This window comes from Bradyrhizobium erythrophlei, from assembly GCF_042430365.1.
Taxonomy (GTDB): domain Bacteria; phylum Pseudomonadota; class Alphaproteobacteria; order Rhizobiales; family Xanthobacteraceae; genus Bradyrhizobium; species Bradyrhizobium erythrophlei.
This window is the reverse complement of sequence record NZ_JBHMET010000090.1, coordinates 14796-28717: the sequence shown is the minus strand read 5'-3', so window position 1 is coordinate 28717 and position 13922 is coordinate 14796. Positions and strand designations below refer to the sequence as shown.

Sequence of the window (13922 nt, the reverse complement as noted above, 5' to 3'; positions counted from 1 at the left end):
CTTGGGCGCGCCTATCCAGGCACGCCCAAAGAGTCAAAATCACAGTGACAAGCTACTAGTACGAATAGACGTAGCGGCCGCGCCGTTGCGATTGCGCCTGGCCGAACGCGAACAGCGGATTGACACCGCAATAGAGGTTTCGGCCGGACACGCTCGCCTGACATTGCTGATAGGTTTGATAGGAACATTCGCCCGGATAGCCATAGCCCTTGCCCTGGGCGCACCAGGGATAGTCATAGCCGGCGGCCGCCGGACCGGTGCTTACCGCCGTTGCCGCCGCAGCCAGCGCCAGCACTGCCAACATCGCATTGCGCATTATCTGTTCTCCTTCTGATCCATTGGTCGCGTGACCGCCTGACCCGGTTCAGAACGCGCCTGCCCCCGGAAGGTTCAGCGTCGGCCTATTCGACCTTCAGCCCGGCGAACTCGACGACCTTCTTCCACTTGTCGGTCTCGGCCTTGATGTCGTTGCCGAAGGCCTCCGGAGTCTGGATCAGCGGATCGCCGCCGAGCTCGACCAGGCGCTTCTTCATTTCGGGCTCGGCAAGGATTGCGTTGATCTCGGTGTGAAGCTTGGCGATCAACTCCTTCGGCGCGTTCTTCGGCGCGCCCATGCCGAACAGCGCGCTCGCCTCATAGCCCTTCACGGTATCGGCGACCGCCGGCACATCGGGCAGTTGCGAGGATCGCTCCGTTGACGTCACGGCGAGCGCACGCAACGCCCCGGAGCGGATGTGCTGGATGATCGAGGGCATGTTGTCGAAGATCACCTGCACCTGGCCGCCGAGCATGTCGGTGATCGCGGGTGCCGCTCCGCGATAAGGCACGTGCTGCATCTTGCAGCCGGTCATCGCCATGAACATCTCGCCGGAGAGATGCACCGACGTGCCGTTGCCGGAGGAGGCCATGTTCACCTTGCCGGGATTGGCCTTCACATAGTCGATGAACTCGGCGACGGTCTTGGCAGGCACATCCTTGTTCACGGTCATCACGTTCGGCACGCGATTGAAGGAGGCGACCGGCGCAATATCGCGTACGAAGTTGAATTTCAGGTTCGCATAGAGCGAGGCATTGATGTAGTTCGCCGGGTTGACCAGCAGCACCGTGTAGCCGTCAGGCTCGGCGTTGATCGCCGCCTCGGTGGCGATATTGTTGCCGGCGCCCGGCTTGTTCTCGATCACGAATTGCTGGCCGAGCTTCTCGGACAGCCGCTGCCCAATCAGGCGCGCGATGATATCGGTGGCACCGCCGGGCGGATAGCCGACGATCCAGCGCACCGGCCGCGTCGGGTAATCGGCTGCGGACGCACGGCCGATTGCGAATGTCGAAATTCCCGACCCGATCAGGCCCAGCGCGGTGCGGCGTGAAATCATGAGTGTCTCCCGATCCGGCAGGGTTGCGCCCCGCCTGTTTCTGTTGAATTGCGTGCGGCGCGGTTTTAACAAACAACGCCCGACGCGGCCAGTGCGACACACGCACAGGCGACCGCGACAAAAGACTAAGGCAAGAGGACCGATCATGGCCGTCAAGGTGAATGCGCTCGACCATCTCGTGATCAATGTCGCCGACGTCGCACGCTCGGCTGCGTGGTACAGCAGGATCCTCGGCATGGAGGTGAAGGTGTTCGATCCAGGTGCCGGCAAGACGCCGCGGACCTCGCTGGTGTTCGGGAACCAGAAGATCAACGTGCGGCCGCGCGATGCCGACAAGGTCGAATGGTTCACCGCCGACCACGAGACGGCCGGCAGCGACGATCTCTGCTTTCTCACGGCAAGCACACCAGACGAGGTGGTCGCGCATCTCAAGGCCAACGGCGTCGCGATCGAGGAAGGCCCTGTGGCAAAGCAGGGCGCGCGCGGCACGCTGCGCTCGGTCTATTGCCGCGATCCCGACGGCAGCTTGATCGAGATTTCCTCGTATGAGGACGGCGCTAAGTAAGCGCACCAGTCCGGCGGTATTTTAGGTCGTCATGCCCCGGGCTTGACCCGGGCATCCACGCGCCACCGCATAGGGGAGAGACGTGGATGGCCGGGCATAGGCGAGCGGAAGCGACGCCGTCCTTCAGACGGCTATGCCCGGCCATGACGAAGGTGAGAGCGTGCCATTTGCCCGCCGCGCGATCCGATGGCAGAAAGGCTCCCGACAAGAACGAGCAAGCAGCCGCTGAAGCTGCGCGGGAGGGCATATGACTATATCCAAGGCAGCGCCGGGTATCGTGGGACCGTTTGCAGGGCTCGACGTGCCATGGCTGCTCAAGATGCGCGCCGAGGTACGCCGCGATCATCCGTTCCTGATCTGGGCGCCGTTCGACGCGCCGGCGCGGCGCTGGTCTTACGGCGAATTCCATGAGCGCGTCGGTGCGCTCGCTGCAGGCCTTGCCAGGCGCGGCATCAAGCAGGGCGACTATGTCCTGATCCATCTCGAAAATTGCATCGAGTCCATCCTGTCGTGGTTTGCCTGCGTCGAGCTCGGCGCCATCGCGGTCACCACCAACACCCGCTCGGCCGCCGCCGAGATCGAGTATTTCGCCGGCCATTGCGGTGCCGTTGCCGCGATCACCCAGCCGGCCTATGCCGAGCTGATATCAGCCAATTGCAAGGGGCTGCGCTGGATCGCCGTGATCTCGCACGACGCAGGGCAAGTGCCCGCACGGGCGCCAGCGCGCGGCGACAGTTTTGAGGAGCTGTTTGCCGACAGCGCCGACCGGCCGCGCCGCGCGACCGACCCGCTCGCACCCTGCAGCGTGCAATACACCTCCGGTACGACGTCACGGCCGAAGGCGGTGCTGTGGACGCACGCGAATGCGCTGTGGGGCGCCAAGATCAATGCCGCGCATCAGGACCTGCACGCCTTTGACGTGCACCAGACCTATTTGCCGCTATTCCACACCAATGCGCTGGCCTATTCGATGCTGGCGATCCTGTGGGTCGGCGGCACCTGCGTGATCCAGCCGCGATTCTCGGCGAGCCGGTTCTGGCCGGTGGCGCTAGAGCATGGCTGCACCTGGACCTCAACGATCCCGTTCTGCATGAAGGCGCTACTAGAGCACGAGATCCCGAAGAATCACAAGTTCCGGCTCTGGGGCACCGCGGTGAACGAGCCGCCGCCCTTCGCTGCGTTCGGAGTCAAGATCATCGGCTGGTGGGGGATGACCGAGACCATCACCCACGGCATCATCGGCGAAGTTGACCAGCCGAACACACCGATGTCGATCGGCCGCGCGGCTCCCGAATACGCGATCCGTATCACCAACGACGACGGCGCGCCGACCGCGGTTGGCGAGACCGGCAATCTCCTGATCAAGGGCATTCCCGGCCTGTCGCTGTTCGCGGAATATCTGCACAACGAGAAGGCCACGCGCGAAAGCTTCGACGAGCACGGCTACTTCATCACCGGCGACCGCGTCACCCTGCTCGAGCGCGGCTACATCAAGTTCGGCGACCGCGCCAAGGACATGCTGAAGGTCGGCGGCGAGAACGTCGCGGCGTCCGAGATCGAGCAGGTGATCGCGCTGGTGCCCGGCGTGCGCGAGGCCGCTGTGGTGGCGAAGAAGCACCCGATGCTCGACGAGGTGCCGGTGGTCTTCATCATCCCGCAGGCCGGCGTGGCGAAGCTGCCCGCCGATCTGCACGACACCATCATGGCCGCGTGCCGCGCAGGCCTCGCCGACTTCAAGCTGCCCCGGGAAATCCACTTCGTCGACGAGATGCCGCGCTCCACGCTCGAGAAGGTAGCGAAAGCAGAGCTGCGCAAGATGCTGGAGTGACGCGGCCCAGGCCGCGTCATTCCGGGGCGATGCGTCAGCATCGAACCTCAGGTGCGCAATTGCGCATCGGGGAATCTCGAGATTCCGGGTCTGGTCCTTCGGACCATCCCGGAATGACGAATACTCAATTCACCTCAAACCGGATCGGCAGCTTCTTCGGGCCGTTCACAAAATAGGCCTGCGTCATCTTCACCTCGCCGTCGAGGGCGAGCGATTTCAGCCGCGGCAAGAGTTCCTCGAACAGGATGCGCATCTCGAGCTTCGCCAGATACTGGCCGAGGCAAAGGTGGGCGCCGTACCCAAATGCGACGTGGCGGTTCGGCTTGCGGTCGCTGCGGAAACGATAGGGGTCCTCGAACACATCCTCGTCGCGATTGCCCGAGGCGTAGCACAGCATCAGCCAGTCGCCCTTCGCGATCTTGCGGCCGCCGAGCTCGGTGTCGGCGGTGGCCGAGCGCATGAAGTGCTTCACCGGCGTCATCCAGCGGATCGCCTCGTCGACGAGGCCGGGGATCAGCTCCGGATTGGCCTTCACCTTGGCGAACTCGCTCTCGTCCTGCGCCAGCGCCCAGATCGCCCCCGCTGTCGACGATGAGGTGGTGTCGTGGCCCGCGGTCGCGACGATCATGTAGTAGCTGGTCTGGTCGTGCTCCGGCATGTAGTCACCGCCGATCCTGGCGTTGGCGATGACGGTGGCGAGGTCGTCGCGCGGGTTGCGGCGCCGGTCCTCGGTGATCTTGCGGAAATAAGCCGAGAAATCGCTCACCACCGCCTGCATCATCACGGAGAACTGTTCGGCGCTCAGCGCCTCGCGGACGCGCGCCGTGTCGGGATCCTGCGGGCCGAACAGCTCCTGCGTCAGCTTGAGCATCCGCGGCTCGTCCGCCTCCGGCACGCCGAGGATCTCCATGATAACGTGCAGGGGATAGCCGAGCGCGACATCCTCGACGAAATCGCAGGCGCCGCCCTTCTCGAGCATGCGCTGCACGGTGGCGCGCGCGATCTCGCGGACGCGGCCTTCGAACTTGCCGAGATTGGCCGGCATGAACCAGCCTTGCGTCAGCGCGCGGTATTTCGGGTGGTCCGGCGCATCCATCTGCACCAGCGAGCGCACGAGGTTCGGACCGCCGGTGATCTTGCGGACGCGCTCCTCGACCGCCTGCGTCGTCAGTGTGGTCGGGCGATCGGCGTTGTGGAACAGCTCATTCTGCCGGCTGATCGCCTGGATATGGGCGTGCTTGGTCACCACCCAGAACGGATCGAACTTGTCTGGTCGCGCAATCCCGAGCGGATTGTTGGCGCGAAGCCAGCGATAGCTGTCGTGGATGCGACGATCGGTGTAGGCCGCCGGATCGACCAGGGTGGCCGCGATGTCGGCGGGAATGTCGAGAGCCGCAGGTGCTGTCGTATCCATGGTCGTCCTCGCCGGCTGTCAGGCACCGGCGCGACGCGCCGATGATCGAGGGATAGCTAGCGGGCGGCGAAGAGGGAATACTTGCGTTGAGAGGCTGGAACCGCTCCCTCCGTCATTGCGAGGAGCGCAGCGACGAAGCAATCCACCGCTCCGCGCCCGTGGACAGATGGATTGCTTCGCTTCGCTCGCAATGACCGAGGAAGCGGGACGGCTCAATAATGCCCGAACGCCACCGGGCGGAACGCCTGCAGCAATTGCTGGTCGAGCTTGCCGTTCATGTCCTCCATGATGGAGAACGCCTTGGCGTGGGTGAACTGCAGCCGGTAGGCGCGCTTCTCCACCAGCGCGGCATAGACGTCGACGATCGTGGTGACGCGGACGATGTCGCTGATCTCGGCGCCCGAGAGGCCGTTGGGATAGCCTGACCCGTCGAGGAATTCGTGGTGGTGCAGGATCACGTCGAGCATTTCCGGCGGGAATCCGCCCTGCGCGGACAGCCCTTCGTAGCCTCGGCGAGGATGCTCGCGCATCTCCGCCATTTCCTCGACCGTCAGCTCGCCCGGCTTGTCGAGCAGCGCTGTCGGAATGAACGCCTTGCCGACATCGTGCAGCAGCGCGGCGCGGGCAAGCCGCCGCTGGTCGTCCTCACGCATGCCGAGGTGCTGCGCGAACGCCACCGCAAAGCCGGTCACGAACAGGCAATGGCGATAGGTCTCCTGATGATGGCAGCCGACGGTGGTCAGCCATTCGCGCAGCGAGTTGTGCTTGATCGCCTTCAGGATCTTGGTTTCGGCGGCGACGACATCCTCGAACTTCAGCGGCTCGCCGGCCGGCATCCGCTCGAAGATCTTGACCATCACAGCATGCGCGGCCTCGACACCGCGATTGAGCGCCTTGCCGCGATCGGTCTCGTCGTAGCCGCTGTTGTCGGGGAATGCGGCGCGGATGCGCTGCAGGATGCCGCGCGCGTCGAACGGCCGCGAGATCGTATCGGTGGCGCCGAGCGCCCAGGCCTGCATCGAGGCGTGGTGCAGCGAGTCCGCGAGCACGAACAACCGCGGCATTTCGCGATAGGCCTCGGTCTGCAGCTTGGCGCGGACGAGTTGCACGCTTTCGGGCGAGCGCAGGTTGATGTCGACCACGATGCCGGAAAGGTCCTGGGCCGGCAGCTCCGGAATCTGCGCGGTCGAGATGGTGTCGACCTCCCCGACCGAGCGCAGGATGTTGGCGAGCTCGTTGCTCTGATCGTTTCGGTCCGATGCCAGCAGCAAGCGGCGCTTCGAACTGTTGTTGGCTAAGGCAGTCATGGCTTCCCCCGTCGCGGTAACGACCGACGACCGGACGCTACCTGACGATGCGTTCCCTCCGGCTTAATGGGGATGCTGAACGGCGGTTGAGCGAGACGGCTACAATTTTACGGATTGCGAAATCCGCCAGCAAAATCATGGGCGGTAAAATAAGAAACCGCCGGGGAAATCCCCGGCGGTTCGCTGTTTTTCGAACCGGTGGCGGCTATGCCTTCATCGCCGCCTTCACGGCGTCCGCGGTGATCGGCAAGGCGCGAACGCGCGCGCCGACCGCATTGAAGATGGCATTGCCGATCGCCGGCGCAACCACCGTCACCGCGGGCTCGCCGACGCCGGTCGCCTTCTCGCCATTGGCGATGACGTTGACGGCGACTTCCGGCACCTGGCTCATCCGCATCGGCGTGTAGGTGTCGAAGTTGGTCTGCTCGATGCCACCATCCTTCAACGTCGCCTTCTCGAACAGCGCAAGCGACATGCCCCACAGCGCCGCGCCCTCGACCTGGGCACGGATACCGTCCGGGTGCACCTGCGTGCCGACGTCGGTGGCAACGGTCAGCTTCTTGACCTTGACCTCGCCGCTGGGTGCGACCGCCACATGCGCGACGCAAGCGGTCCAGCTTGCGGTCGCCCGCTCCTGCGACGACACGCAGGCGACGCCCATGCCCTCTCCCTTCGGGAGCTGCTTGGTGCCGTAGCCGGCGAGCCCCATCGCAGCAAGCAAGGTGTTGCGGAGGCGTTGCGCGCCACCGTCATTCTTGCCCTTGCCGTCGAGCAAGCCTATGCGGAACTGGGCCGGGTCCTTGCCGGTCGCATGCGCGATCTCGTCGATCATGCTTTCGACCGCCCAGAAGGTCCATCCCGGCGCGACCGAACGCAACTGACCCGACGGAGTGGCGTTGTGCGCCATCTCGTTCTTGATCGCCCGCACATAGTGATTGGGCACGGTGTAGAAGAAATCCGCACCGTTGACCGTGAAGGCGTCGAGCGGCCCCTTCTTGTCGACCGAGGGCGACAGGAAATCGGGGATGCCCCAGCGCTGGGTCGGCCAGGCCGAGACCACGTCGTGGCTGAGCGCGACAAGCTTGCCGTCGCCATCCACGCCGGCCTTCACCTTCTGGTAGGTGAGCGGACGCGAGAAATCCATCGTCATGTCGTTCTCGCGCGTATAGATCACCTTGACCGGCTTGCCGACGGCCTTCGCCGCCTGCACCGCCGGGACCATCATGTCCGCGTCCAGACGCCGGCCGAAGCCGCCGCCCAGCCACGTCTGGTGCATCACCACATATTTCGGATCGATCCCGGCCGCGCCGGCCGCGATGGCGCCGGAGCGCGTCGCGAACTGGTTGCCGGAATAGATGTGCAGGATGTCGCCCTTGAACTCCGCGGTGGCGTTCATCGGCTCCATCGGCGCGTGGATGTTGATGTTCGTGGTGTACTCTGCCTCCAGCACCTTGGCCGCCGAGGGGAAGGCCGCATCCGGGTCGCCGTCCTTGACGAAGAACTGGCCGGAGTCACTGAGGCCCTGCAGCCGCTTGGCCTCGGTGAACAGCGACTCGCTCGACAGCTTGGCGTTCGGACCGCCGTCATAGGAGATCTTCAGCGCAGCCGCCGCCTTCTTGGCGTTGGCGTAGGTATTGGCGACTGCGACCACCCAGCCCGTCGTGGTGGCGGTCTTGTCGTCCAGCGTCACCGCCTTGATGAAGCCCGGCACCTTCTTGGCACCGGAGTCGTCGACCGATTTCACCGTCGCACCGTAGCGCACCGGCGGGGTCACGAGCGCACCGTGGAGCATGCCCGGCAGCATCACGTCGATGCCATATTTGGCGGTGCCGTTGGTCTTGGAGGGGATGTCGAGCTGCGGCACCGAAACGCCGATCAGCGTGTACTGATCGGGCGACTTGAGCTTGATCGCCTTCAGCTCGTCCACGGTGAAGGTCTTGGTCGCCTTGCCGCTCTTGACGACATCGGCAAACGACATCGACTTCTTCGACTTCGGATGGCTGATCACGGAGTCGCGGACCACGAGCTCGCCGGCCGGCACGCCCATTGAGGCTGCTGCCGCTTCGGTCAATGCCATGCGGCCCGCCGCACCAGCGCGGCTCATCGCATCGAAGTTCATCATCGTCGACCAGCTGCCGCCGGTGATCTGGGCGCCGAGCACGGGGTCGTTGAACTTCGGGTCGTTGGAGGCAAGCTGGACCCGCATGTCCTTCCAGTTCGCGCCGAGCTCTTCGGCCACGATCTGCGCCATGGTCGAGGCGATGTGCTGGCCCATGTCGGCCTTGCCGCAGGTGACGGTGACGAGGCCGTCGGGCCCGATCGCATACCAGACGCTCGGCTCGAAATTGGCGGGCGCCGCGATCGCCTGATCGAGGCCGGGTACGCCGGCGTAACCGAGCACAAGGCCGGTCGCGGCGGTGCCGACCAGGAAGGAACGGCGGCTGAGATCTGTCGTCTCGGGGGTGATGTTCTTCACGTGCTTGTTCATGTGGCCCTCCGATCGCTTCCGGCGGCCGACGCGGTGCGCATCTCGGACGCGGCGCGCATGATCGCCTTCTGGATCCGCGAATAGGTCATGCAACGGCAGAGGTTGCCGTCCATATGCGCGACCACTTCGTCCTTGGTCGGGTTGGAGTTCTTCGACAGCAGGGCTGCTGCCTGCATGATCTGGCCGGACTGGCAGTAGCCGCATTGCGGCACCTGCTCGGCGACCCAGGCCTTCTGCAGCGGGTGATCGCCCTTGGCGCTCAACCCTTCGATCGTGGTGATCTTCTTGCCAACGGCGTCGGCGAGCGAGGTCTGGCACGACCGCACGGCTTCGCCGTTGAGATGGACGGTGCAAGCGCCACAGAGACCCGCGCCGCACCCGAACTTGGTGCCGGTCATCTGCAATTGCTCGCGGATGACCCAAAGCAGCGGCGTATCGTTGGCCGCCTCGACGGACATATTCCGTCCGTTGATATTGAGATTAGGCATCTCTCTCCCCTTCCGGTGTATGAAGCCGCTTACGGCGGCAACTCACTGTTGGGTCGTGGCTGGCGCCCACCGGGTAAGCGACAGTTGCCGAGACAATGATCCGGTTCCTTTCTAGAGGCAATTCAATTTGGAATTGCTCGAAGAGAATAAATTTCGGAAGCTGCCGGTTGTGCGTTGCGGCAATCGCAAGAAGCTTTTGTAATGCCAGTATTGATGCCTTATCGATAGCTCCTATCAAGGTCGGTAGCGCTGCCGGACCGGACATCGACAACAGAAGGAGCCCGTCAATGGCCAAGCTCAACCGCGGCGGTGTCGACATCCACTACGAAGTCTACGGCAACGGCCCGCCGCTGATCCTGACCCACGGCTACTCGTCGACCTCGGCGATGTGGCAAGGCCAGATCGAAGCGCTGTCGAAGCATTACAAGCTCGTGCTGTGGGACATGCGCGGCCACGGCCAATCGGACTATCCGGACGATCCCGCCGCCTACAGCGAAGCCCTGACGGTCGGCGACATCGCGGCGCTGCTGGATGCGGTCGGCGCCGACAAAGCGATCGTCGGCGGCCTGTCGCTCGGCGGTTATATGTCGCTTGCCTTTCATCGCGCGCACCCGGAGCGGGTCCGCGCGCTCCTGATCATCGACACCGGCCCCGGTTTCAAGAAAGACGACGCCCGCGAAGTCTGGAACAACCGCGCCCGCGACACCGGCGACCGGTTCGAGCGCGAGGGGCTCGACGTGCTCAAGAGCTTCAGCCGCGAGCGCTCGACCGTCACGCATCGTAACGCCAAGGGCCTGGCGCTCGCCGCGCGCGGCATGCTGGCCCAGCGCGACGCGCGGGTCATCGAGTCGCTGCCCGACATCAGGGTGCCGTCGCTGGTCGTGGTCGGCGCCGACGATACCCCGTTCCTGGCGCCTTCCGACTATATGGCTGCGAAGATCCCGGGCGCCCGGAAGGTGATAGTTCCGAACGCCGGGCACGCCGTCAATATCGACCAGCCGCAGGCCTTCATCGAAGCGGTGCTGCCGTTCCTCGATGGCCTTCCGTCCGACGCGCCGCGAGAGGCCGCACCATGAACAGAACCGTTACTGCCGTGCTGTTCGTCGCTGGTATGAGTACGACGGCCGCGGCGCAAAAGCCGCCGCCATTCGCCATGCCCGCGCGCGGCTTCACAGCGACACTGTCGAACACCACGCCGTTGGTGTTCGGCATGGGGATCGACGAGGCGCAGCGTGCGCTCGGCACGCCCCTCACCTATGTCAGCGGACGGCCCGGCAACGAGGTCTTCCTGACCTTCCGCGACATCGGCGGCAGCGGGCTGTTCCCACACCACGACAGACTCTACCTGCAGTTCCGCAAAGGCCGGCTCGCCGGCTGGAAGGGCGACTGGGGTCAGAACTGGATGTGGCAATAGGCCGTTGACGGCGCGCTCTCGCCAACACCCTTCGTGCAACCGGCAACAAGAATGGGATGACCCATGGGACAGGATATCAGGCTCACCGCCTCTGACGGATTTCAGCTCGGCGCCTATCGCGCCGACCCTGCCGGCACGCCCAAGGGCGCGATCGTCGTGATCCAGGAGATCTTCGGCGTCAATCACCACATCCGCTCGGTCTGCGACCGGCTGGCGAACGAAGGCTATGTCGCCGTCGCGCCGTCGATCTTCGATCGCAGCGAGCCGAACTTCCAAAGCGGCTATTCGCCCGACGAGGTCGCCAATGCGCGGAAGTTCGTCGCCAACCCGGACTTCGCCGCGATGCTGCGCGACACCCAGGCCGCGATCGACCAGGTGAAATCGGTCGGCCCGGTCGGCATCATCGGCTTCTGCCTCGGCGGCAGCATCGCCTTTGTCGCCGCCACCAAATTGACCGGGCTCTCGGCCGCGGTCGGCTATTACGGTGGCGCCATCGTGCGTTTTGCCGACGACAAGCCGACGGTGCCGACGCAGCTGCATTTCGGCGAGAAGGACGCCGGCATCCCCTTGAGCGATGTCGAGACCATCAAGTCGAAGCGGCCCGAGATCGAGGTCTTCATCTATCCCGGCGCCCAGCACGGCTTTCACTGCGACGAGCGCGCGAGCTACGACAAGGCCAGCGCCGACATCGCCTGGCCACGCAGCCTGGCGTTCTTCGCGAAGCATTTGAAGAAGTGACGCGGTCCTGCGTTAGAACCAGCGCTCGGTGACGAACACCGTGTTGCCCGGGCCGATCGGCGTGCCCAGCGGCACCACGAAGCGGCCGGAGCCGGACGCGTCCGTATGGGTCAGCGTGACGCTGTCGCGCTTCGCGCGTGGCGAGAACCCGCCGGCGATCGCAATCGCGCTCTCCACCGTCATGTTCGGCACGTAGGGATACTGGCCGGGGGCGGCGACTTCGCCGAGGATGAAGAACGGGCGATAGGCCTCGATCTCGACCGCGACCGAGGGCTCGCGGATAAATCCGTTGCGGAGTTTCGCTGATATCTCGCTGGCGAGCCCCGCAGGCGTGCGGCCGCGCGCCGGCACCGTGCCGATCAGCGGCATCGTGATCGCGCCGGCGGCGTCGATCGCATAGGTGTTGGTGAGGCCTTCCTGGCCGTAGACCACGACGCGCAGCCGGTCGCCGGCATCGAGATGATAGCCGCTGTCGTAGCGGACCGGCTCGCCGGGCACGGCATAGACCGCCGGGACCGGCGCAACATAGCCGCGGGGCGAGGCGGCAAAGGCGGAACGCATCGCGCTGATGGCGCCACCGCCGCTCGCATCAGCAACCGGAGCCGCCGCATAGGTCTGGCCATAGGCCATCGAATCGAGATCGCCCGGCGGCTGCGCGATTGCGACTGGGCCGGTCGTGTTCATGCAGCCCGACAGAGCGAGCGCAGCCATGACGGCAATGATCGGCAATCGTAACGCGCGTGCAACCGGCACCGGAGCCATCCCTCAAACGAGACAGCTCCAGTCTTGCACCACTTATGGTTAACAAATGGTTTTGGCGTCACTTGCGAGGCGGAGGCCTGGCTCCCGCCTCGGCTGATCGATCAGGCCGTGACACCAACGCCGATCGGGCAGGACACGCCGGTGCCGCCGAGCCCGCAATAGCCTGCCGGATTCTTGGCAAGATATTGCTGGTGATAGTCCTCGGCGAAGTAGAACTCGCCAGACGGCGCGATCTCGGTGGTAATGGCGCCAAGCCCCTTGGCCGCGAGCGCCTTCTGATACATCGCCTTCGACGCATCGGCAGCTTTGCGCTGCACATCGCCAAACGTGTAGATCGCCGAGCGATACTGCGTGCCGATGTCGTTGCCCTGGCGCATGCCCTGCGTCGGGTTGTGATTCTCCCAGAACGTCTTCAAGAGCTTCTCGTAGGAGACCTTCTTCGGATCGAACACCACCAGCACCACCTCGGTGTGGCCGGTACGACCGGAGCAAACCTCCTCATAGGTCGGGTTCGGCGTGTGACCGCCGGCATAGCCGACCGCGGTCGTGTAGATGCCGTCGCCGAGTTCCCAGAACTTGCGCTCCGCACCCCAGAAGCAGCCGAGCCCGAACACGGCCTGCTCGAGCCCTTCCGGATACGGCGGCTGCAACCTGCTGCCGTTGACGAAATGGGTGGTCGCAGTCGGGATCGGCGTCGCGCGGCCCGGCAGCGCCTCGGCAGCGCTCGGCAACGCGGTGGTCTTGCGCATGAACAACATGGATTACCTCCAGGCGGGACGTCGGCCGACGCGGCAACGGCCTGCGGGCCGGCTGTCACCTATATAAGTCTTTACGCAAATGATGGCAGCCCCGTTACGGCCGCGGCGGCCGGCGTCGGTCAATCGCGCGCGTAGCCGATCAGGGGCTTGCGTGGCCGGAACAGGATCATCAGCAGGATCCCGGCGATCCCGAGCACCGCGAACACCGGCTGATCGAGGATCACCCTGATCACGCTGTTCCAGAGCCAGGGCGCGATCCCTTCGACCCAGGTGCGGAACACGAGCTGGCTGGACTGGTGGATGTCGTTCCAGAACTGGCCGAACCGCGTGAACCGCAGGTTCTGGTCGGCGACGTAACGGGCGCCGTCATAGACCATGAAGATGAATCCGCCGGCCAGCAGCAAAAGGCCGATAAGACGGAAAAAACCGCGGATCATGCGTCACCCAAATCCCTGTCGCGCCCCGTCGTGCCGTCAGGCCTTACCGGGCGCCTCCCGGAAATTCAACCACTTCAGGACCTTATCTAGCCCTCGCAGGCCCAATTTCGAGCCCCTTTTGGGCCCGGAAAGCGTTGACGCTGCACCCTGCGCCATCTATAAGACCGGCCAATGGCGGCGGGCGCAATCCTGCCGCCGCTGTTCTTTGGACAGTGCCGCATGTGGGGGCAGCTTTCGCTCCCTGGCATGGCCGCCTCAAGAACACCCTTGCTCAAGAACCCTTGGACAATACACCGAGTAGAGATTTGAACCGGCCGGTGCGCGCGAGCCCGACCACCGAGCGATCACCG

14 protein-coding genes are annotated in these 13922 nt (G+C 64.7%); 5 read left to right on the top strand and 9 right to left on the bottom strand.

Annotated elements, in window-relative coordinates; all coding sequences use genetic code 11:
* Positions 1-55: 55 nt before the first annotated feature.
* A complete protein-coding gene (locus ACFFWD_RS16440; RefSeq protein WP_376966884.1) occupies positions 56-316 on the bottom strand; it encodes a DUF3551 domain-containing protein in 261 nt (86 codons plus the stop codon).
* 85 nt (positions 317-401) lie between these two features.
* Positions 402-1373: a Bug family tripartite tricarboxylate transporter substrate binding protein gene (locus tag ACFFWD_RS16435; protein WP_376966883.1), complete on the bottom strand. Its 972-nt coding sequence runs from the start codon at positions 1371-1373 to the stop codon at positions 402-404.
* A 145-nt stretch (positions 1374-1518) separates the two neighbouring features.
* On the opposite strand from ACFFWD_RS16435, the gene ACFFWD_RS16430 reads away from it, so the two are divergent.
* A complete protein-coding gene (locus ACFFWD_RS16430) occupies positions 1519-1938 on the top strand; it encodes a VOC family protein (protein WP_376966881.1) in 420 nt (139 codons plus the stop codon).
* A 247-nt stretch (positions 1939-2185) separates the two neighbouring features.
* The gene (locus tag ACFFWD_RS16425) at positions 2186-3766 is read left to right on the top strand and encodes an AMP-binding protein (protein WP_376966879.1); all 1581 of its coding nucleotides are present in this window, start codon (positions 2186-2188) and stop codon (positions 3764-3766) included.
* A 124-nt stretch (positions 3767-3890) separates the two neighbouring features.
* Here the strand turns inward: ACFFWD_RS16425 and ACFFWD_RS16420 are convergent, their stop codons facing one another.
* From ACFFWD_RS16420 to ACFFWD_RS16405, 4 genes are all read right to left on the bottom strand, one after another.
* Positions 3891-5180 (bottom strand): cytochrome P450, encoded by a 1290-nt coding sequence (locus ACFFWD_RS16420; protein WP_376966877.1) that lies wholly within the window; start codon positions 5178-5180, stop codon positions 3891-3893.
* A gap of 212 nt (positions 5181-5392) precedes the next feature.
* On the bottom strand, positions 5393-6487 hold the full coding sequence (locus ACFFWD_RS16415; RefSeq protein WP_376966875.1) for an HD domain-containing protein: 1095 nt from the start codon (positions 6485-6487) through the stop codon (positions 5393-5395).
* A 205-nt stretch (positions 6488-6692) separates the two neighbouring features.
* Entirely contained in the window at positions 6693-8975 is a 2283-nt protein-coding gene (locus ACFFWD_RS16410; protein ID WP_376966873.1) for a xanthine dehydrogenase family protein molybdopterin-binding subunit, read from the bottom strand.
* Entirely contained in the window at positions 8972-9463 is a 492-nt protein-coding gene (locus ACFFWD_RS16405; protein WP_376966871.1) for a (2Fe-2S)-binding protein, read from the bottom strand. Before ACFFWD_RS16405 ends, ACFFWD_RS16410 begins: the two co-directional genes overlap by 4 nt.
* 287 nt (positions 9464-9750) lie before the next feature.
* Here ACFFWD_RS16405 and ACFFWD_RS16400 point away from each other — a divergent pair, with 287 nt between their 5' ends.
* The 3 genes from ACFFWD_RS16400 to ACFFWD_RS16390 all read left to right on the top strand — a co-directional run bounded on the left by ACFFWD_RS16400 (position 9751) and on the right by ACFFWD_RS16390 (position 11615).
* Positions 9751-10539 (top strand): alpha/beta fold hydrolase, encoded by a 789-nt coding sequence (locus ACFFWD_RS16400; RefSeq protein WP_376966869.1) that lies wholly within the window; start codon positions 9751-9753, stop codon positions 10537-10539.
* Positions 10536-10877: a hypothetical protein gene (locus ACFFWD_RS16395; protein ID WP_376966867.1), complete on the top strand. Its 342-nt coding sequence runs from the start codon at positions 10536-10538 to the stop codon at positions 10875-10877. Before ACFFWD_RS16400 ends, ACFFWD_RS16395 begins: the two co-directional genes overlap by 4 nt.
* Before the next feature lie 63 nt (positions 10878-10940).
* Entirely contained in the window at positions 10941-11615 is a 675-nt protein-coding gene (locus ACFFWD_RS16390; protein ID WP_376966865.1) for a dienelactone hydrolase family protein, read from the top strand.
* A 12-nt stretch (positions 11616-11627) separates the two neighbouring features.
* Here the strand turns inward: ACFFWD_RS16390 and ACFFWD_RS16385 are convergent, their stop codons facing one another.
* The 3 genes from ACFFWD_RS16385 to ACFFWD_RS16375 form a co-directional block, all read right to left on the bottom strand.
* Entirely contained in the window at positions 11628-12377 is a 750-nt protein-coding gene (locus ACFFWD_RS16385) for a polysaccharide biosynthesis/export family protein (RefSeq protein WP_376966863.1), read from the bottom strand.
* A gap of 101 nt (positions 12378-12478) precedes the next feature.
* Complete coding sequence (msrA, locus tag ACFFWD_RS16380; RefSeq protein ID WP_376966861.1) at positions 12479-13135, bottom strand: peptide-methionine (S)-S-oxide reductase MsrA; 657 nt, start codon at positions 13133-13135, stop codon at positions 12479-12481.
* A 119-nt stretch (positions 13136-13254) separates the two neighbouring features.
* Entirely contained in the window at positions 13255-13572 is a 318-nt protein-coding gene (locus tag ACFFWD_RS16375; RefSeq protein ID WP_376966859.1) for a hypothetical protein, read from the bottom strand.
* Between the last annotated feature and the right edge of the window lie 350 nt (positions 13573-13922).

Excerpts from the sequence above, each read along its gene's own strand:
- ACFFWD_RS16440 (WP_376966884.1), bottom strand. The coding sequence starts at position 316 with ATGCGCAATGCGATGTTGGCAGTGCTGGCGCTGGCTGCGGCGGCAACG.
- ACFFWD_RS16435 (WP_376966883.1), bottom strand. The coding sequence starts at position 1,373 with ATGATTTCACGCCGCACCGCGCTGGGCCTGATCGGGTCGGGAATTTCG.
- ACFFWD_RS16430 (WP_376966881.1), top strand. The coding sequence starts at position 1,519 with ATGGCCGTCAAGGTGAATGCGCTCGACCATCTCGTGATCAATGTCGCC.
- ACFFWD_RS16425 (WP_376966879.1), top strand. The coding sequence starts at position 2,186 with ATGACTATATCCAAGGCAGCGCCGGGTATCGTGGGACCGTTTGCAGGG.
- ACFFWD_RS16420 (WP_376966877.1), bottom strand. The coding sequence starts at position 5,180 with ATGGATACGACAGCACCTGCGGCTCTCGACATTCCCGCCGACATCGCG.
- ACFFWD_RS16415 (WP_376966875.1), bottom strand. The coding sequence starts at position 6,487 with ATGACTGCCTTAGCCAACAACAGTTCGAAGCGCCGCTTGCTGCTGGCA.
- ACFFWD_RS16410 (WP_376966873.1), bottom strand. The coding sequence starts at position 8,975 with ATGAACAAGCACGTGAAGAACATCACCCCCGAGACGACAGATCTCAGC.
- ACFFWD_RS16405 (WP_376966871.1), bottom strand. The coding sequence starts at position 9,463 with ATGCCTAATCTCAATATCAACGGACGGAATATGTCCGTCGAGGCGGCC.
- ACFFWD_RS16400 (WP_376966869.1), top strand. The coding sequence starts at position 9,751 with ATGGCCAAGCTCAACCGCGGCGGTGTCGACATCCACTACGAAGTCTAC.
- ACFFWD_RS16395 (WP_376966867.1), top strand. The coding sequence starts at position 10,536 with ATGAACAGAACCGTTACTGCCGTGCTGTTCGTCGCTGGTATGAGTACG.
- ACFFWD_RS16390 (WP_376966865.1), top strand. The coding sequence starts at position 10,941 with ATGGGACAGGATATCAGGCTCACCGCCTCTGACGGATTTCAGCTCGGC.
- ACFFWD_RS16385 (WP_376966863.1), bottom strand. The coding sequence starts at position 12,377 with ATGGCTCCGGTGCCGGTTGCACGCGCGTTACGATTGCCGATCATTGCC.
- msrA (WP_376966861.1), bottom strand. The coding sequence starts at position 13,135 with ATGTTGTTCATGCGCAAGACCACCGCGTTGCCGAGCGCTGCCGAGGCG.
- ACFFWD_RS16375 (WP_376966859.1), bottom strand. The coding sequence starts at position 13,572 with ATGATCCGCGGTTTTTTCCGTCTTATCGGCCTTTTGCTGCTGGCCGGC.